We start from the raw sequence: 18644 nt of genomic DNA on the forward strand, positions 1-18644 counted from the left end.
CATGAACGACAAGACCCATCTCGTGGACACCATCACCGGCCATCGGCGGATGCGCCGCAACAGGAAGGCCGACTGGACGCGGCGCCTGACCCAGGAAAACCGGCTGACGGTGGACGACCTGATCTGGCCGATCTTCATCGTGCCTGGCCAAAATATCGTCGATCCGATCCGTGCCATGCCGGGGGTCAACCGGATGAGCGTCGACAAGGCGGTCGAGGCGATCCGCGAGGCGGCCGATCTCGGCATCCCGGCGATCGCCCCCTTCCCCGACGTCGAGATGGAGAAGCGCGACCCGACCGGCTCGCAGATCCTCGAGCGCGACAACCTGATCAACCTGTTCACCCGGGCGGTGAAAAAGGCGGTGCCCGAGATCGGCATCATCACCGATGTGGCGCTCGACCCTTTCACCTCCCACGGACATGACGGCATCCTGCGCGACGGGAACATCGTCAACGACGAGACCGTCGACCAGGTGGCGCGCGCGGCGGTACTGCAGGCGGATGCGGGCGCCGATATCATCGCACCCTCCGAAATGATGGACGGGCGCATCGGCGCGATCCGCCGGGCGCTGGATGCCGCCGGCCACCAGGATGTCGGCATCATGTCCTATGCGACGAAATTCGCCTCGGGCTATTACGGTCCCTACCGCGAGGCGATCAACACCGGCGGACTGCTGAAGGGCGACAAGAACAGCTACTATATAAGCCCGGCAAACGGCACCGAGGCGCTGCGTGACGCGGCGATGGACGTCGAGGAAGGCGCCGACATGCTGATGGTCAAGCCCGGTATCGCCTATCTCGACATCTGTTGGCGGATGAAGGAGGCCTTCGGCCTGCCGACCTATGCCTACCAGGTGTCTGGCGAGTACACGCAGATCAAGGCAGCCGCGATGAACGGCTGGATCGACGGCGAGCGGATCATGATGGAGACGCTGCTGTGCTTCAAGCGCGCCGGCTGTGACGGGATCCTCACCTATTTCTCGATAGAGGCGGCAAAGAAGTTGAAAAACGCCTGAAACGGTTGCCGCCAAGCCGATCGGGCCGCTAGGCGGCGACCGCGCGCGGGTCTATTGTGGTGCGACCGGACGATCCTTATATCCGGCGAAGAACCCGAGGAGACCCCGATGTCGTTGGACAACAATCCCGTCGTTGCCGCCCCCGAGGACTGGCGTGCCTATAGCGGCGTGCTGTCCCGGCGGGTGTTTGCCTTCATCATCGACTACGTGCTGGTGCTGCTTCTGTGCATCCCGGCAGCGGTCGTGGTGTTCTTCCTCGGCATCCTGACCCTCGGCCTCGGTTTCCTCCTCTACCCGGCGCTGTTCGTCATCGTCGCGCTTCTCTATTTCGGCATGTCGCTCGGCGGATCGGGCCAGGCGAGCCCGGGCATGCGGGCGGTGGGCATCGCCATGGTGCGCCTCGACGGAAGGCGGATCGACTTCATGACGGCGGTCGTGCACATGGTGCTGTTCTGGATCATCAACTCGGTGCTGACACCGCTCGTCCTGCTCGCCGGCCTTTTTACCGACCGCTCGCGACTGATCCACGACCTGCTGCTCGGAACCGTGGTCGTGCGGACCTCCTGACACATTTCGTTGCCGGCGGCGGCCCTTGCAAAGGTTGACGTTTTGCGAAGTTGCGCCATGCTATCCTGATCGGTTGGCGATCGTGTCGGGCATCGCTCTCTTTACGGCAGCAAAGGTCGGTTTTCGCGGATGAATACTCAGGCGACGCCCTCACCGCAGTTTTATCTGACGGCTCCGGCAGTATGCCCCTATCTTGCCGGAGAGCTTGAACGGAAGGTGTTTACACACCTGGTGGGTCCGCGCGCGGCGGAGATGAACGACCTCCTGACCCAGGGAGGCTTTCGCCGGTCGCAGAACATCGCCTATCGCCCAGCCTGCGAAGGCTGCCGCGCCTGCGTCTCGGTGCGGATCCTGACCGGCGAATTCATACCGCGCCGCTCGATGCGGCGGATCCTCTCCCTCAATTCGGATCTCGTCGGCACGATGATGCCGGCCCAGCCGTCGACCGAACAGTTCTCGCTCTTCCGCCGCTATCTCGACGACCGCCACCAGCGCGGCGGCATGTCGGACATGTCGGCGCTCGACTATGCGATCATGATCGAAGACACCCACGTCAACACGCGGCTCATCGAATACCGCAAACGCGTTCCCGGCGAAGGCATCGGCGACCAGCCGAAGGGCGAACTGATCGCGGTCGCCCTCACCGACCAGATGAGCGACGGCCTGTCGATGGTGTATTCCTTCTTCAACCCGGATGAGGAGCGGCGGTCGCTCGGTACCTTCATGATCCTCGACCACATCAACCGCACCCGCCAGCTCGGCCTGCCGCATGTCTATCTCGGCTACTGGGTGAAGGGATCTGCGAAGATGCATTACAAGACGCGTTTCCAGCCGCAGGAGCACCTGACTGCAAGGGGCTGGGAACGGTTCGTCGATGAGGACGGCGAGCTACCTTAAGTGGTAGAATGCGGCAGCGGTCAGCAATCGCTGCGACCAGTGAGAATGGAGGGAGCCATGAACGTCGACGTTTGTCACATCGGTACATCCCAAGGGATCATCATTCCTCAAGACGTTCTGAAACGCATGGGCGTGAGTCCCGGCGACCAGCTGGAATTGAGCGAACGGGTGGGCCTGTGGTTCTTGAAGCGCGTCGGTGGCAATGCTGCGGATCAGGACGATCTGGAGCGTCAACTGGAAGCCGCCGCGGTCGTCATGGAAAAATACAAGGTGGCTCTGAAGAAGCTCGCCGAATAGAGGCTGACAAGCCTCCGGCACCACGAGGTGCCGGAGGCTTGTCGTGCTACCCGGCAAACTTGCCGCTGCGCGGAAAGCCCTTCGGCACGGCCCGGCCAGCGGTGGCGCGATCGGCCAGCCACTCGACCAGTTCATCGTTCGACTTGGTAAACATGCGTCCGGCAGTATCTTCCCAGGTCAGGCCGTCGGCGATGGCGAAGCACTTCACGTCGGAAATGCCGCCATCCTTGTAGCGCTGCATGCGCACGCCCTTGCCGCGAGTCATTTCCGGCAGTTGCGACAGCGGGAAGACCAGCAGCTTGCGGTTCTCTCCGACGATTGCCACGTGGTCACCGGATACGGTGATCACCAACTTCGCCTCGTCCGGCATGGCGACGTTCATCACCTGCTTGCCCTTGCGGGTATTGGCGACGAGTTCGGTCTCGGCCACGACGAAACCGTTGCCGGCGGTCGAGGCGAGGATCAGCTTGCGTGACGCGTCGTGGACGAAGGCCGTCAGCACGTCCTGATCGTTTTCCATATCGACGATGATGCGGATCGGCTCGCCGTGTCCGCGTCCGCCCGGCAGCTTGTCGGCGCCGAGCGTATAGGCCTTGCCGCCCGTGGTCAGCAGCAGGATCTTGTCGGTCGTCTGCGCTGGGAAGGCCAGCTTCGGCCCGTCGCCTTCCTTGAAGGTCAGGCTCGTGGTGTCGGAGATGTGACCCTTCAGCGCCCGTATCCAGCCCTTCTGCGAGATGACGACGGTGATTGGCTCCTTCTCGATCATCGACTGCTGGATGGCCTCCAGATCGGCCTCCGGCGCATCGGCAAACTGCGTCAGTCGGGCGAACGGCTTGCCGCGACCCTTGGCGAACGCCTTGCGGACAGCCTGGATCTCGTGCTCGATCACCTTCCACTGCTTCTCGTCGGAAGCGAGCAGTGACTCGATGTCGGCCTTCTCCTTGGTCAGTTCATCGAACTCCTTGCGGATCTCGAACTCTTCGAGCTTGCGCAGGTTGCGCAGCCGCATGTTGAGGATCGCCTCGACCTGAATATCGGTGAGCTGCCACTTGGCGACCATCACCGGCTTCGGTTCGTCCTCCTCGCGGATGATGCGGATCACCTCGTCGAGGTTGAGGTAGGCGATCAGCAGGCCGCCCAGGATTTCCAGACGCCGGTCGATAGCCGCCAGCCGGAATCTGGAGCGCCGGACCAGCACTTCCTTGCGGTGCGCGAGCCACTCGAGCAGCACCTCGTTGAGCGCCATGACCTTGGGCACGCGGCCCATCGACAAGACGTTCATGTTGAGCGGGATACGGTTTTCCAACTCGGTCAGCCGGAACAGCGATTCCATCAACAAGGTGGCATCGACGGTGCGGCTCTTCGGCACCAGCACGACGCGCACATCCTCGGCCGATTCGTCGCGCACGTCTTCCAGCAGCGGCAGCTTGCGGGCGATCAGAAGCTCGGCGATCTTCTCGATCAGCCGCGACTTCTGCACCTGGAAGGGGATCTCGGTGATGATGATCTGATAGCCGCCGCGGCCGAGATCCTCGGTTTCCCATTTCGCACGCACGCGAAACCCGCCGCGGCCGGTTCTGTAGGCCTCGATGATCTGCTCGCGGTTGTCGATGATGATGCCGCCGGTCGGCAGGTCTGGACCGGGAATGAACTCGACCAGCTTCTCGATCGTCGCGTCCGGATGGCGGATGAGATGCAGCGCGGCGTCGCAGAGTTCGTGGGCATTGTGCGGCGGGATCGAGGTGGCCATGCCCACCGCGATGCCAGAGGCGCCATTGGCAAGCAGATTCGGGAAAGCCCCCGGCAGGACCGTTGGCTCTTCGTCTTCCTCGTTGTAGGTGGGGCGGAAATCCACCGCGTCCTGGTCGATACCCTCGAGCAGCAGGGCCGCGACCTCGGTCATGCGGGCTTCGGTGTAACGATAGGCGGCGGCGCTATCGCCGTCGATATTGCCGAAATTGCCCTGGCCGTCGACGACCGGGTAGCGCTGCGAGAAGTCCTGCGCGAGGCGCACCAGCGCATCGTAGACCGACTGGTCGCCGTGCGGGTGGAACTTACCGATGACGTCGCCGACGATACGGGCGCACTTCTTGAACGCCGAATTCGGCCGGATGCCCATCTCGCTCATCGCATGGATGATGCGTCGATGAACCGGCTTCAGCCCGTCGCGGACGTCGGGTAGCGCCCGGTGCATGATGGTCGACAGAGCATAGGCGAGATAGCGCTCCTCGAGCGCTGCCTTCAGGTCGATCGGGAGGATATGATCGTCGCCGCCGTCACCGGGCGGAGGTACTAGATTTTGTCCCATGGGGCTTGACTACCGGAAAGCCTGATTCCCGGCAAGAAAGACGGGCAAACCGCCTGTGGATGAACCTCCGCTGCAAGGTCTGCAAATGGCCGCCAGCCTGTGGAAAAGCAATGGACGTTTCCTCTCCGGCGCCTATAACTGACACCCGATAAAAAACAACCAGTGGCGCCCCATCGGGCGCAGGAGGACCGCCCATGATCCTGACCCGTACCACCCGGCTTCTCGTCGCCGGCGCCGCTATCGCGCTGGTCTCCTCGCCCGCTTTCGCTCTCGACGGCAACGACCTGTTCAAGAAGATCGTTGCCTCGGTCAATCTCCAGCCGGAGGACGTGCAGGTTGCCGGTATCGACGTCAGTGGCGCCACCGTCACGCTGAAGGGTCTGTCGATCGCCGACGCCAAGGATGGCGAGCGGATGACGGTCGGCGACATCGTGCTGGAAGGCGTCGAGGAAGGCAGCGATGGTGGATACGCGATCAGCAAGGCCGTGTTCCCCAACGTCAATTCGACGCAGGAAGACACGACGATCACCGCGAGCGACCTCTACTTCGCCAATGTCTCGATCCCGGGCAGCGCCGGCGGACCGAACGTCGATTCCTTCCTCTTCTACGAGCGCGGCCATGCCGGCCCGGTGACCGTTACCGTCAAGGGCAAGCAGGTCGCGTCGATCCGCGAGACGACCGCCAATCTGGAGCGCGCGGACGACAATTCCGGCATCAGCTTCGACACTCTGGTGGATGGCGTGACGGCGGACCTCAGCGTCGTCGACGATCCGAAGTCGCTGGAAACCATCCAGAGCCTCGGACTGACGACGATCAACGGCAAGATTTCCATGCAGGGCAGCTGGGAAGCCGAGCCCGGCACGATCAACGTCGATGAATATGCCCTGGATTTCGCCGATGTCGGCAGGCTGAACATGTCGTTCAGCCTTTCCGGCTACACGATCGGCTTCATCAAGTCGGCGCAGGAAACGGCGCGCGCCTCCGAAGCCAACCCGGACAAGGAAGCCGCCAAGCAGGCCGCCGGCCTTGCGATGCTCGGGCTGCTGCAGCAGTTGACCTTCAACAATGCCGAGATCAGCTTCGAGGATGCCGGCATCACCAAGCGCGGGCTGGACTATGCCGGCAAGAGCCAGGGCGTCTCCGGCCAGCAGATGGCGATGATGGTCAAGGGCATGGCGCCGCTGATGCTGGCCCAGTTGAACCTGCCGACGCTGCAGACCAGCCTGTCGGCGGCCATCAACACCTTCATCGACAACCCGCGTAACCTGACGATCACCGCAGAGCCGCCGAAGCCGATCCCGCTGCCGATGATCATCGGCGCCGCGCAGGCTGCTCCGAACACGCTGCCCGACATGCTGGGCGTGACCGTGACGGCAAACGAATAGTCGGCATGCCAACCCGTTCTACGCGCCGCAATCGGCGGCGCGTAGAACGACCCTATCGCCTTCAACCAAAGCCGATGTCGGCCGCTCAGTGTCCGGTCGCCGCTGCCACTGACGCGTGCTGCTTGTCGTGCAGCGCATAGCGATCGATCATGCTTTCGCTTGCGGCGTTCAATCCCTGCACATCGACATCCACGCCATGGCGGCGGAACTTCAGGACCACCTGGTCCAGCGCGCCGACGGCCGAGATGTCCCACAGATGGGCTCCCGACACATCCAGCGTCACCCGGCTCAGGGGCTCGGCGAAGTCGAACGCGGCGACGAAACCTTCCGTGGATGCAAAGAAGATCTGGCCCTCGATGCGATAGGTGCGGTGCTTTCCTTCGTCGCTGATCGTCGAGTTGATGCGGAAGAGTTTTGCGACCTTGCCGGCAAAGAAGATGCCGGACAGCAGGACCCCCGCCAGCACGCCCATCGACAGGTCATGCGTGACGACGACGGTGATGACCGTCACCAGCATGACGACCGAAGACGACAACGGATTGCGCCGCAGGTCCGGGATCGACCGCCACGAGAAGGTGCCGATCGACACCATGATCATGATCGCAACCAGCGCCGCCATCGGGATGATCTTCAGAAAATCGTCGAGGACGAGGAGCAGGACCAGCAGGAACGAACCGGCGACGAAGGTCGACAGTCGGCCGCGGCCGCCCGACGAGACGTTGATCACCGACTGGCCAATCATGGCGCAGCCGCCCATGCCGCCGATCAGGCCGGCGGCGATGTTGCTTGCCCCCTGCCCGATGCATTCCTGGCTCTTGCTGCTGGTCGTGTCGGTCATCTCGTCGACGATCTTGGCGGTCAGCAGCGATTCGAGAAGGCCGACGGCCGCAAGTGCCGCCGAATACGGGAAGATGATCCGCAGCGTCTCCCAGGTCAGAGGGATCTGCGGGAGCGCGAAAACCGGCAGCGTCGAGGGCAGTTCGCCTAGATCTCCGACGGTGCGCAGGTCCATGCCAAACAGCAGGGAAGCGACGGTCAGGACGATGATGGCGACCAGCGGCGACGGGATCGCCCGGGTGACATAGGGGAACAGATAGATGATGGCGAGGCCGGCGGCGATCATCACATAGGTCATCGCCGGCACGCCGATAAGCTCCGGCAACTGGGCCATGAAGATGAGGACGGCGAGCGCGTTGACGAAACCGGTCATCACCGACTTCGAGACGAAGCGCATGATGCGGCCGAGCTTCACCAGCCCGGCGACGATCTGCAGCGCACCCATCAGGAGGGTTGCGGCAAACAGGTATTGCAGGCCGTGTTCCTTAACCAGCGTCACCATCAGAACCGCAGTGGCGGCGGTGGCGGCCGAGATCATGCCGGGCCGGCCGCCGACGAATGCCGAAACGCAGGCGATGGCGAAGGAGGCGAACAGCCCGACCTTGGGATCGACGCCGGCGATGACCGAGAAGCCGATGGCCTCCGGGATCAGTGCCATGGCGACGACGATGCCGGAGAGGATGTCGGCGCGAATGTTGGAGAACCATTCGCGACGGTAGGTGGAAAATGATGTCATGGTTTTTTTCGCAAACGATGCGCATCGGCCGGGAACGAACCAGGTCGGAATGGCCAATGCTTTGCGTTGTCCGGCGGATCGGCGGCCGGAAGAGCCACCCGGGGATCTCACCCGGGTCCTTGTGATGCCCTGTCCATAGCCGCAGATGGGCGGTTAGGCAACCTCGGCACCAACGCTGCAGCACATGCGGCTTGCTAAAACAGAAACGCCGGGCCCGGAGCATGATGCTCCCGGCCCGGCGTTCTTCTGGAATTCGACCGATGTGTTAGTCGAGAACCTGGATGACTTCGCGGGTCTGCGGATCGACGATCACGCGGCGCTCGTTGACGACGGTGTAGGCATAGTCGCCATAGCCATCGACCACATGCGTCTCGACTTCCTGCGGCAGGACGCGGCCAACCAGAACGTCGCCGCTATAGCTGACGGACGGTACTTCCTGCTGCATGACATAGGTCCGGACCTGCGTCGGCATTTCGCGTACGACGACGGTGCCGGCAACCGGCGGAGCCGGCTCGGTGACGATGACGGTCGACTGCGCAAACGCTGCGGTCGACATGAAAAGGACCGCCGATGCGGCCATGAGGGACTTCAGCATATTGCTCTCCTCGGCGTTGATGCTGGCCTGACAATGCCCCGGGCGCTGGTTGGTTCCCCCGCCCACATCCACTGAAATCCTGGGCCGGCGCGCGGTCCCGGCTGCAGTTCCATCCCTGACCGCAGCAAAAAGCCGCCGGCAGTATTGCCGACGGCTCTTCAAACCTGGGTCCTGATCAGGGCCGATGCAGAGCCGATCAGTCTTTCTTCATCGGCGGCAGAACCCGCAGCGACAGTTCCATCAGCTGCTTGGGGGCCGCCGGCGACGGCGCGTTCATCAGCAGATCCTGGGCCTGCTGGTTCATCGGGAACAGCGTGATCTCGCGCAGGTTCTTGGCGCCGACCAGCAGCATGACGACGCGGTCGATGCCGAAGGCGCAACCGCCATGCGGAGGGGCGCCGTACTGGAAGGCGCGGTACATGCCGCCGAAGCGTTCCTCGACGTCCTGCTTCGACAGGCCGACCAGTTCGAACGCCTTGACCATCAGCTCGGGCGACTGGTTTCGGATCGAACCGGAGGCGATCTCGAAGCCGTTGCAGACGGCGTCGTACTGGTAGGCCTTGATCGTCAGCGGATCCTGGTTTTCCAGCGCCTCAAGGCCGCCCTGCGGCATCGAGAACGGGTTGTGGGCGAAATCAAGCTTCTTCTCCTCGTCGCTCCACTCGAAGAACGGGAAATCGACGATCCAGCACAGCTCGAACCGGTCGCGGTCGACGAGGTTCAGTTCCTCGCCGGCGCGGGTGCGGGCTTCGCCGGCGAACTTGTAGAACTTCGACGGCTCCCCAGCGACGAAGAAGCAGGCGTCGCCCGCTTCAAGGCCGAGCTGAGTGCGGATCGCGTCCGTCCGCTCCTCGCCGATGTTCTTGGCAAGCGGGCCGGAGCCGGCGATCTTGCCATCTTCTTCCTTCCAGAAGATGTAGCCGAGGCCCGGCTGGCCCAGGCTTTGCGCCCAGGCGTTCATCCGGTCACAGAAGGCGCGCGAACCACCGGTCTTGGCCGGGATCGCCCAGATCTCGACCTTCGGGTTGGCGGCGATCATGCCGGCGAACACCTTGAAGCCGGAGCCGGCGAAATGCTCGGTGACGCCCTGCATCTCGATCGGGTTGCGCAGGTCCGGCTTGTCGGAGCCGTATTTGCGGATCGCGACGTCATAGGGAATACGCGGCCAGTCTTTGGTAACCGGCTTGCCGTCGGCAAACTTTTCGAACACTTGCGTCATCACCGGCTGCATGGTGTTCCACACGTCTTCCTGGGTGACGAAGCTCATTTCCAGGTCGAGCTGGTAGAATTCGCCCGGCAGACGGTCGGCGCGCGGGTCTTCATCGCGGAAGCACGGGGCGATCTGGAAATAGCGGTCGAAGCCGGCGACCATCAGCAGCTGCTTGTACTGCTGCGGCGCCTGCGGCAGGGCGTAGAAGTTGCCGGGATGGATACGGCTCGGCACGAGGAAGTCGCGCGCGCCTTCCGGCGACGAGGCGGTCAGGATCGGCGTCGAATATTCGGTGAAGCCGGCTTCGCCCATGCCGCGGCGCATTTCGGCGATGATCTGCGTGCGCTTGACGATGTTCTTGTGCAGCGTATCGCGGCGCAGGTCGAGGAAGCGGTACTTGAGACGGATATCTTCCGGATAGTCCGGCTCACCGAACACCGGCAGCGGAAGCTCCTTGGCCTCCGACAGGATCTCGATCTCCTGCGCGTACAGCTCGACCTCGCCGGTCGCCATCTGCTTGTTGACGGTGTCGTCGGAGCGCGCCTTGACGGTACCGTCGATGCGGATGACCCATTCGCCACGCACCGTTTCGGCAGCCTTGAAGGCCGGGCTGTCCGGATCGACGACGATCTGGGTCATGCCGTAATGGTCGCGAAGGTCGATGAACAGCAGGCCGCCATGATCGCGAACGCGGTGGACCCAGCCGGAGATGCGGACGGTCTGGCCGACATCGGATTTCCGGAGGGCGGCACAGGTATGGCTGCGGTAACGGTGCATTTCGAAGATCCTGGAATCACGGGTGCCGGCACAAAGCATCAGGTCTCGGCCGACAGGGGGAAAATCGGGCGGAAAAGCGCATGGCCTGCCCGATTTGTCAAGGCTGAGCACCGGTGTGGCGAGTTTTCGGCTGTTTTTCAAGAGCGCGCTTGTCTAAGACGGTAACCATCGCATCACCCCGCCCCGTCTGACGGCTCTTCGCCGTCCCACCCCCTCCGCAGACCCAATCCCGGATATCCGCATGAGCCCGATCCGCCCGCTGATTCCCCTCCTCGTGACGGCCGGCATCCTGATCGGCGGCAACGGGCTGCAGGGCACCTATATCGCGCTGCGCGGGTCGGCCGAAGGATTTGCGCCGACCACCATCGGACTGATCGGCGCCGGCTACAGCATCGGCTTTGCTATCGGCTGCCTCACAGTCACACGCATCCTTCGCTCCATCGGCCATATCCGCACGTTTGCGGCCATGGCGGCCATCGCCGCCTGCTGCTCCATCCTGATGCCGCTGATCGTCTCGCCGATCTTCTGGGCGCTGATGCGCTTTGCCATCGGCATCTCGGTCGCCACGCTGTTTGCCGTGGTGGAAAGCTGGATCAACGCCAAGGTCACCAATGCCAACCGCGCCCGCACGCTGTCCGTCTACCGGCTGGTCGACCTTAGTTCGGTGACCGCCGCGCAGTACCTGATCCCGACCGTCGGCATCGAAGGTCCGGTGATCTTCTCGCTGATCGCCATCGCCATGGCCCTGTCGCTGGTGCCGATCTCGGTCTTCGACAAGTCCAGCCCGTCACCGCCCGAGGCGCTCAACGTCAACATCCTGGAGGTCTGGCGCATTTCGCCCTTGTCGGTGGTCGGCGTCGTTGCGGTCGGCCTCAGCATGGCCGCCTTCCGCAATATCGGGCCGATCTATGCGCAGGAGATCGGCATGAGCGTCACGGGGATCGCCACCTTCATGAGCGCCGGGATCATCGGCGGCGTGGTGCTGCAATATCCGCTCGGCCTCTATTCCGACCGGTTCGACCGGCGCAAGGTGATCATCTGGGCGACCGTCGGGACGATCATCACCGGCGGGTACCTGTCGCTCTTTGCCGGCACAGCGGAGACCGCCAACATCGTCGGCATCTTCGTCTACGGCGCGTTTGCGATGCCGCTCTATTCGCTGTGCTCGGCGCATGGCAACGACCACGCAAAGCCGGGGGAGCATGCGCTGGTGTCAGCGGGGCTGCTGTTCTTCTGGTCGATCGGCGCGACGATCGGACCGCTGCTGGCCGCGCTGCTGCTGCAGTTCGTCGGCCCGTCGGTGTTCTTCATCTACACCTCGTTCATCTTCATCGGCTTCCTTGCCTATACGATGGTGCGCATCCGCACCCGGCCCGCGATCCCCCCGGAACAGCGACCGGGCCGCTTCCGGGCGCTCTTGCGCACCTCGGCCTATTTCAGCCGACTGGCTGGCGCACCGGGTGATGACCCCAAGGAGCCGCCGCGTGGCTGACGGCCTGCGGCAGCTTGTCTATTGATGAGGCAGCGGCTCATCTTTAAGGAGAACGGGCCACGCTTCCACGGACAGGCGCCATGGTTGGACTTTCTCGAAGGACATTGCTGAAGGCCTGCGCCGGGCTCGGTGCCTATGGCGCCGGGCTTGGTGCCGCGCGTCTTTACGCGAGCGATGCCGGCAGCCCGACCGTGCTCGGAGCGCGGCTGACAGAGGCGGTGCTCGACGGCCGGCAGCCGACCCGCGGCGTGATGAGCTGGGGCGACGGAAGCGCCGGTGCCGACCCGATGCCGCCGGTGCTGCGGATGAAGCGCGGCGAACCCTTCCACGCACGACTGATCAACCGGCTGGACGAGCCGACGACCATCCACTGGCACGGATTGCGGATCGACAACCGCATGGACGGCGTGCCCTTCCTAACCCAGCCCTACGTCTACACCGGCGACAGCTTCGATTACCGGTTCACGCCGCCGGATGCCGGCACCTTCTGGTACCACCCGCATTGCAATACGCTGACGCAGATGGGCCGCGGCATGACGGGCCTGCTGATCGTCGAGGATCCGGCGGACCCGCAGTTCGATGCGGAGATCGCCATCAACCTGCGCGACTGGCGGCTGGGTGGCGACGGCCAGTTCATCGAGGCCTTCAAGCCGCGCGACGCCGCCCGCAACGGCACGTTCGGCACGGTGCGTGGCGCCAACTGGCAGATACAGCCGTCCTTCGCTGCACCGGCGGGCGGGTTGGTGCGGATACGGCTGGCAGCAACCGACGTGACGCGCATCTATTCGCTGAGGCTGGACGGCGCCGAGGCGCTTGTCGTGGCGCTCGACGGCCAGCCGCTTCCCGCGCCGCAATCGCTTCAGACGCTGGTGATCGGCCCCGGCCAGCGTGCCGACCTGGTGGTGCGGATGCCCGACGGCGAAGGTCAGACGGCGTCACTCGTCGACATCCGGCCGTCGACGGCCAAGACGGTTGCCAGCTTTCGGTCGACCGGTTTTTCGCTGAAGCGCGACATCCGCGACACGCCGCCGCTCGCGGCCAATCCCTTCGAGGCGCCGGACCTGAAGAATGCCGAGGAGATCCCGCTGATCCTCAGCGCCACGGCTGAGAACGCATCCCGCGAATCCTTCTGCGGATCGCTGGGCTATTCATTCTGGGCGATCAACAAGGTGCCGTGGCCGGGCGATACGGCCGATCCGACGGCGCCGCTCGCCGAGATGAAGCGCGGGCGCAGCTATCTGATCAACCTGCAGAACACCACGCCGCACCTGCACCCCATCCACCTGCACGGAATGAACTTCCAGGTCGTCTCGTCGAGCGTGCGGCCGGTGAGCCCGCTGATCACCGACACCTACCTGGTGCTTCCCGACGAAAAGGTCCAGCTTGCGCTGGTGGCCGACAATCCGGGCGACTGGGTGATGCATTGCCACATCATCGAGCACCAGAAGACCGGCATGACCAGCTATGTGCGGGTCGTCTAGGATCCGAGGGACACGCATCATGAGCGAGATGACCAAGACACTGCGGATGATAGAAGCGGGTCCTGGCATCTTCGCCTATTACGATGGCCGGATCGACGGCATGCGACTTTACTCGCCGCGCCGGAACTGGCTCGACGACGGCGCCTACGGGATCGGCTTACGAGCAGGTCCGCCGCGACAACATCGACAGCCTGCGGCAGAGCAAGCGCCGCGTGGAAAAAGACGCATCCGGCGGTTAAATCACGCAATACCTGCTGCCGCAGAATAGAAGAACCGCTCTTCATGTTGACATCGCGAAGGGAAAGGGAAAGGAAAGCTGACCCCTTAGTTTTACTGCCTGAACGAAGCTGATGATTGACACAACTGCCGCCCTCGAGGACGCCTGCCGTAAGCTTGCCCAATCGGAATTCGTCACTGTCGATACCGAATTTTTGCGCGAGACCACCTTCTGGCCGATACTCTGCCTGATCCAGATGGCAAGTCCGGACCTGGAAGTCATCGTCGACCCGATGGCCAAGGGGCTGGACCTGAAGCCGTTCTTCGAGCTGATGGCCAATCCGGCGGTGGTCAAGGTCTTCCATGCGGCGCGCCAGGACCTCGAAATCGTCTATAATCTGGGAAAGCTGATCCCGCACCCGATCTTCGACACGCAGGTTGCGGCGATGGTCTGCGGCTTTGGCGATTCGGTCTCCTACGACCAGCTCGTGCAGCGGACCAAGAACGTCCAGATCGACAAGTCGTCGCGCTTCACCGACTGGAGCCGGCGGCCGCTGACCGAAAAGCAGCTGGACTATGCGCTCGCCGACGTCACGCATCTGCGCGACGTCTATCTGAGCCTCAAGGATCAGTTGGAGAAGCAGGGCCGCACCACCTGGGTCAGCGAGGAGATGGCTGTCCTCGAAAACCCGGCGACCTACGACATGCATCCGGATGATGCCTGGCTGCGGCTCAAATCTCGGCTGCGCAAGCCGCAGGAGCTGGCGGTGCTGAAGCACGTGGCGGCGTGGCGCGAGCGCGAGGCCCGCAGCCGCAACGTTCCCCGCTCGCGCGTCGTCAAGGACGATGCGATCTTCGAGATCGCTCAGCAGCAGCCGAAGGATATCGACGCGCTGGCGCGCCTGCGCACGGTGCCGAAGGGCTGGGAGCGCTCGTCCTCGGGGGCTGCCATCCTGGATGCGGTGAATTCCGCCCTGGCGCTGCCGAAGACGGATATGCCGCACGCGCCGAAGCACGTGCATGCGCCGGAAGGCGCGCAGTCGGCAGTCGAGCTGCTGAAGGTTCTACTGCGGCTGATCTCGGAGAAACACGGGGTTGCCGCCAAGGTGATCGCCAACAGCGACGATCTCGACAAAATTGCAGCCGAAGGCGAGGCTGCCGAGGTGGCGGCGCTCTCAGGCTGGCGTCGCGACCTGTTCGGCGAACCGGCGCTGAAGCTGATCTCCGGCGCGCTGGCGCTGCGCTTCATCGACAAGAAGGTCGAACTGGTCGAGCTCACGCCGGACGCCGTCTGACCCACCAAGGGGCTCGTTTTCACGAGCCCTGGGTATTTCGGGCAGGAGAAGCTTCGCCGGCTCAGTCGTTCGGGAAGCTGATGATCTGCCGCGAAACCAGCTTGAGGCTGCGATCCGGCTGGATCACGTAGGTTTCGTGGTAACGCTGCCCACCGTCGTAGAAGTCGTTGTAGACGGTGCTGCCGACCGGCGCCTTGGTAAGCTTGGCACGCGGCTGGCCGTTGTAGGTGATGCTGCCCGGAATGGGCTCGATTGCGAAGGCGCTGGGAGCGCCGATCAGAAGCGCCAGAAGCGCGCCCGTCAATATGGTTTTCATGGAAGTTGTCCTTTGTAGCCGCAAGGCGCGATGCGCCATTGCATGGGACAGAGATGGGAGCGGTGTTCCTCGACCGCAACGCCGCCTTGATGACCACTGCGTCGCAATTCCGTGAACAGTCCGGCTGGATCATCCCTCTCGGCGCTAACTGCTGCTCGTCGGCAAAGGTGGGCGCGTCGCGGGCCGTCGACGTCGAGCCGTCGCAAATCCGTCAACCGCATGTCACGGCGACCGCTTAGGAGGAACCTGTTCTCAAACTCACAGGTGGTTCCCATGACCAGATCGCTTCTCGCTTCCGTCGCCCTGCTGGCCATCATGAGCGCCGGCGCATCAGCCGACGAAATGGCCTTCCCTGCCAAGCTCGCAGCCCAGGCAATCGTGCCTGCCAACACGATGATCGAAGCGCCGCAGGACGCGCCAGAATTCCTCAAGACATCCGGCAAGTTCACCACCGCCGATCGCAAGCGCACGGAAGCGCTCGGCACCGTTCCGGGCAAGGACGGCGCGCGGCTGACCGGCCTGTCGCTGCCGTTCAAGGGGCAGCCGCTGCAGGGCTTCTCCGGCATCAAGGCTATGTCCGACGGCACGTTCTGGACGCTCTCGGACAATGGCTTCGGATCGAAGGCCACTTCCAGCGACGCCATGCTGATGCTGCATCACGTGCGGTTCGACTGGCAGGCCGGCAAGGCCGAGCGCATCGGCACCGTCTTCCTTAGCGACCCGAACAAGAAGGCGCCCTTCCCGATCGCCATGGAAGGCGCGGCCAATCGCTACCTGACAGGCGCCGACTTCGACGTCGAGTCGATCCAGCCGACCACCGACGGCTTCTGGGTGGGCGAGGAGTTCGGCCCCTATCTCCTGAAGTTCGACGCCAAGGGTGAACTGACCGACGTGATCGCGACGCTGGTCGACGGCCGGCCGGTCACCTCGCCCGACAATGCTCTCCTCTCGGTGCCGGCCAATCCGACTGCCAAGCCGGCCGCCTTCAACATCAAGCGCTCCGGCGGCTTCGAAGGCCTGGCAATGTCGAAGGATGGCGCCAAGCTCTACGGCTTGCTGGAAGGCCCGCTCTACCTCGAAGACAATTCGGTCGAGAAGAGCGACGGCCAGACGGCCCTGCGCATCGTCGAGCTGGATGCCGCGTCAAAAGCCTGGACCGGCCGCAGCTGGCTCTACCCGCTGACTGAAGGCGGCGTGGCGATCGGCGACTTCAACATGATCGACGCGACGACGGCGCTGGTGATCGAGCGTGACAATGGTGCCGGCACCGCCGACAAGGCCTGCGCCGATCCGAAGAAGCCGGAAGCCACCTGCTTCGACCAGCCTGCCAAGCACAAGCGCATCTACAAGATCGAGATGTCCGAGGCCAATGTCGGCAAGGCAGTCCGCAAGATCGGCTATGTCGACCTGATGAAGATCGCCGATCCGGACGGCAAGGCAAAGCAGGGCGGCGGTGAAGGCTTCTACGACATGCCGTTCGTCACCATCGAGAATGTCGATGTAGTCGACGCTACTCACATCGTCGTCGGCAACGATAACAACCTGCCGTTCTCGGCCGGCCGCGCCGTCGACAAGGCGGACGACAACGAGTTCGTGCTGCTGGAAGTCGGCGCGTTCCTGACGGCCAAGTAAGCAAACGAGAAAGGGCCACTCCATCCGCGGATGGAGTGGCCCGTTGAAGAGATGCCGTCAGAGCCTCATTCGAACACGAAGGCCAGCCGCTTGCCGGTCAGCTTCGACAGCTGCTGCAGGCGACCGTCGAGGCGCTCGCCGGAAAAGGCCGAGTATTCGTGCGGCACGACCAGCTCCAGATCGAGATCCGGGCTGTTGGAACGGCGGAAGTGCAGATGGTTGACGATGCCAGGCATCGACGCCGAGAACAGGTAGACGACGCGCAGCAGGCCGCCGAGCAGCTTGGCGAGGTCGAGCAGCCGTGGGGTGGCGATCTGAGACAGAGGTGCTGTGGCGCCGTCGTCGTGGAGGCCTTCGAAACGGTAGTAGTTGGCGAGCGCCAGGTAGGCCCGCCCGGCATGGGTGATGCCGATCAGTGACGAGTGGGCGATGAGGTTCAGCGCCTGCAGGCCGCGGTAATCCGGATGGGCACGCCAGCTGATGTCGGCGAGCAGGCAGGCGGCCCGCCGGTAGCGGCTCTCCTCGTGGGTCTCGGTGACGCCGAAGGCCGGCACCATGCGCCCGGTCCATTCAGCAAGTTCGCGCGCATGCTCGGGCGAACGGGCACGCAGGATGGCCAGTTCATCGGCGGCCAGCAGCAGCGGATCGGCTTCCTGATCTTCGATCGGCAGCTGCGAGTAGAGGTAGCCTTCGCGCACGCCCTGCGCAGAGAACACCACACGCGACGGCTTCATGACGCTCAGCACTTCCTGCATGGCGACGGCACCGAAGGGCAGGAGCGCCCGGCGGTTCTTGGAAACCGACTGCCAAGCCGGGTCCTTGCTGTCCTTCGACAGAACCACCTGCTCGAGGAAATTCTGCATCTCGTTCAGCTGCAGCTCGTAGCCCTGCATCATGTGCAGCGGGTAGCGGATGATCTCCATGTGCAGCTTGGCGATGTTGCGCCAGGTACCGCCGACGGCATAGAAGGTGCGGCCCGCGCCGCTTGCCAGGAAGCCTGCCTTGCGGACCTCCGCCTTGGCGAGGTTGCGCGCTTTGGACAGGGAGTTGCCGGAGGTTTCGGCCAGCCGGAGCCCGCCGAGCGGCAGGGTCACGCCCTTGCCGAATTCCCGTCCCCTGATGTCGATCAATTCCAGCGATCCGCCGCCGAGATCACCGGCGATGCCGTCCACGTCGCCGAAGCCGCTGATCACGCCGAGCGCCGAATAAAGCGCCTCCTCCTCACCCGACAGCACCTGCACCGGATGGCCGAGGATCGTCTCCGCCTCCTCGATGAAGGCGGGGCCGTTCGAGGCTTCGCGGGCGGCAGCGGTTGCAAGCACGAAAATGCGGGTGGAGCGGGCCTGGTCTGAAAGCGCCCGGAAACGCCGGAGCGCGTTCAACGCCCGGCGGACCGCCTCGTCGTCCATGCGACCTGTCGATCCGAGCCCCTTGCCCAGTCCGCACAGGACTTTCTCGTTGAAGAGAACCGTCGGTGACCGGGACAGATCCTCGTAGATCACCACGCGCACCGAGTTTGAGCCGATATCGACCACCGAGACGGGCGCGCTTCCGGGGAGACGCCCCTGGGCTTCAGATCGTACCATAC

The 18644-nt window shown here is 63.8% G+C and carries 16 protein-coding genes and 1 other annotated feature; of the genes, 10 read left to right on the forward strand and 6 right to left on the reverse strand.

Annotated features, from left to right (window positions below; all coding sequences use genetic code 11):
* Position 1 precedes the first annotated feature (1 nt).
* The 4 genes from hemB (at position 2) to AAIH46_RS07735 (ending at position 2776) form a co-directional block, all read left to right on the forward strand.
* Complete coding sequence (gene hemB / locus AAIH46_RS07720) at positions 2-1015, forward strand: porphobilinogen synthase (RefSeq protein ID WP_430305194.1); 1014 nt, start codon at positions 2-4, stop codon at positions 1013-1015.
* A 108-nt stretch (positions 1016-1123) separates the two neighbouring features.
* The gene (locus AAIH46_RS07725) at positions 1124-1582 is read left to right on the forward strand and encodes an RDD family protein (RefSeq protein WP_430305196.1); all 459 of its coding nucleotides are present in this window, start codon (positions 1124-1126) and stop codon (positions 1580-1582) included.
* Between the two features lie 129 nt (positions 1583-1711).
* Positions 1712-2479, forward strand: a complete 768-nt coding sequence (locus AAIH46_RS07730; protein ID WP_430305197.1) for an arginyltransferase — start codon at positions 1712-1714, stop codon at positions 2477-2479.
* A 57-nt stretch (positions 2480-2536) separates the two neighbouring features.
* Positions 2537-2776, forward strand: coding sequence for an AbrB/MazE/SpoVT family DNA-binding domain-containing protein (locus tag AAIH46_RS07735; RefSeq protein ID WP_430305199.1), 240 nt, complete (start codon positions 2537-2539; stop codon positions 2774-2776).
* A gap of 46 nt (positions 2777-2822) precedes the next feature.
* Here AAIH46_RS07735 and parC read toward each other — a convergent pair whose 3' ends face one another.
* Positions 2823-5084, reverse strand: coding sequence for a DNA topoisomerase IV subunit A (parC, locus tag AAIH46_RS07740; RefSeq protein WP_430305200.1), 2262 nt, complete (start codon positions 5082-5084; stop codon positions 2823-2825).
* A gap of 194 nt (positions 5085-5278) precedes the next feature.
* Between parC and AAIH46_RS07745 the strand changes: the two genes are divergently transcribed.
* Complete coding sequence (locus tag AAIH46_RS07745; RefSeq protein ID WP_430305201.1) at positions 5279-6469, forward strand: hypothetical protein; 1191 nt, start codon at positions 5279-5281, stop codon at positions 6467-6469.
* An 85-nt stretch (positions 6470-6554) separates the two neighbouring features.
* On the opposite strand, the gene AAIH46_RS07750 is transcribed toward AAIH46_RS07745, so the two are convergent.
* From AAIH46_RS07750 to aspS, 3 genes are all read right to left on the reverse strand, one after another.
* Positions 6555-8042 (reverse strand): SulP family inorganic anion transporter, encoded by a 1488-nt coding sequence (locus tag AAIH46_RS07750; protein WP_430305202.1) that lies wholly within the window; start codon positions 8040-8042, stop codon positions 6555-6557.
* Between the two features lie 64 nt (positions 8043-8106).
* Positions 8107-8164 (reverse strand) — a sequence feature (sul1 is cis-regulatory element that is thought to sense ions involved in sulfur or methionine metabolism; They are found in Alphaproteobacteria).
* A gap of 143 nt (positions 8165-8307) precedes the next feature.
* On the reverse strand, positions 8308-8637 hold the full coding sequence (locus AAIH46_RS07755) for a DUF1236 domain-containing protein (RefSeq protein WP_430305203.1): 330 nt from the start codon (positions 8635-8637) through the stop codon (positions 8308-8310).
* 196 nt (positions 8638-8833) lie between these two features.
* Complete coding sequence (gene aspS / locus AAIH46_RS07760; protein WP_430305205.1) at positions 8834-10624, reverse strand: aspartate--tRNA ligase; 1791 nt, start codon at positions 10622-10624, stop codon at positions 8834-8836.
* A gap of 241 nt (positions 10625-10865) precedes the next feature.
* Between aspS and AAIH46_RS07765 the strand changes: the two genes are divergently transcribed.
* The 4 genes from AAIH46_RS07765 to rnd all read left to right on the forward strand — a co-directional run bounded on the left by AAIH46_RS07765 (position 10866) and on the right by rnd (position 15108).
* Positions 10866-12116 (forward strand): MFS transporter, encoded by a 1251-nt coding sequence (locus tag AAIH46_RS07765; protein ID WP_430305207.1) that lies wholly within the window; start codon positions 10866-10868, stop codon positions 12114-12116.
* An 80-nt stretch (positions 12117-12196) separates the two neighbouring features.
* A complete protein-coding gene (locus AAIH46_RS07770) occupies positions 12197-13597 on the forward strand; it encodes a multicopper oxidase family protein (protein ID WP_430305208.1) in 1401 nt (466 codons plus the stop codon).
* Between the two features lie 19 nt (positions 13598-13616).
* Positions 13617-13865 (forward strand): hypothetical protein, encoded by a 249-nt coding sequence (locus AAIH46_RS07775; RefSeq protein ID WP_430305209.1) that lies wholly within the window; start codon positions 13617-13619, stop codon positions 13863-13865.
* A gap of 82 nt (positions 13866-13947) precedes the next feature.
* Positions 13948-15108: a ribonuclease D gene (gene rnd, locus AAIH46_RS07780; RefSeq protein ID WP_430305210.1), complete on the forward strand. Its 1161-nt coding sequence runs from the start codon at positions 13948-13950 to the stop codon at positions 15106-15108.
* Between the two features lie 61 nt (positions 15109-15169).
* Here rnd and AAIH46_RS07785 read toward each other — a convergent pair whose 3' ends face one another.
* Positions 15170-15424, reverse strand: coding sequence for a hypothetical protein (locus tag AAIH46_RS07785; protein WP_430305211.1), 255 nt, complete (start codon positions 15422-15424; stop codon positions 15170-15172).
* A gap of 273 nt (positions 15425-15697) precedes the next feature.
* Here AAIH46_RS07785 and AAIH46_RS07790 point away from each other — a divergent pair, with 273 nt between their 5' ends.
* Positions 15698-17056 (forward strand): esterase-like activity of phytase family protein, encoded by a 1359-nt coding sequence (locus AAIH46_RS07790; protein ID WP_430305213.1) that lies wholly within the window; start codon positions 15698-15700, stop codon positions 17054-17056.
* Positions 17057-17121: 65 nt separating this feature from the next.
* Here the strand turns inward: AAIH46_RS07790 and ppx are convergent, their stop codons facing one another.
* Complete coding sequence (ppx, locus tag AAIH46_RS07795; protein WP_430305214.1) at positions 17122-18642, reverse strand: exopolyphosphatase; 1521 nt, start codon at positions 18640-18642, stop codon at positions 17122-17124.
* Between the last annotated feature and the right edge of the window lie 2 nt (positions 18643-18644).

It is taken from the genome of Rhizobium sp. 0TCS1.26 (assembly GCF_050455525.1).
In the GTDB taxonomy this organism is placed as follows: Bacteria; Pseudomonadota; Alphaproteobacteria; order Rhizobiales; family Rhizobiaceae; genus Neorhizobium.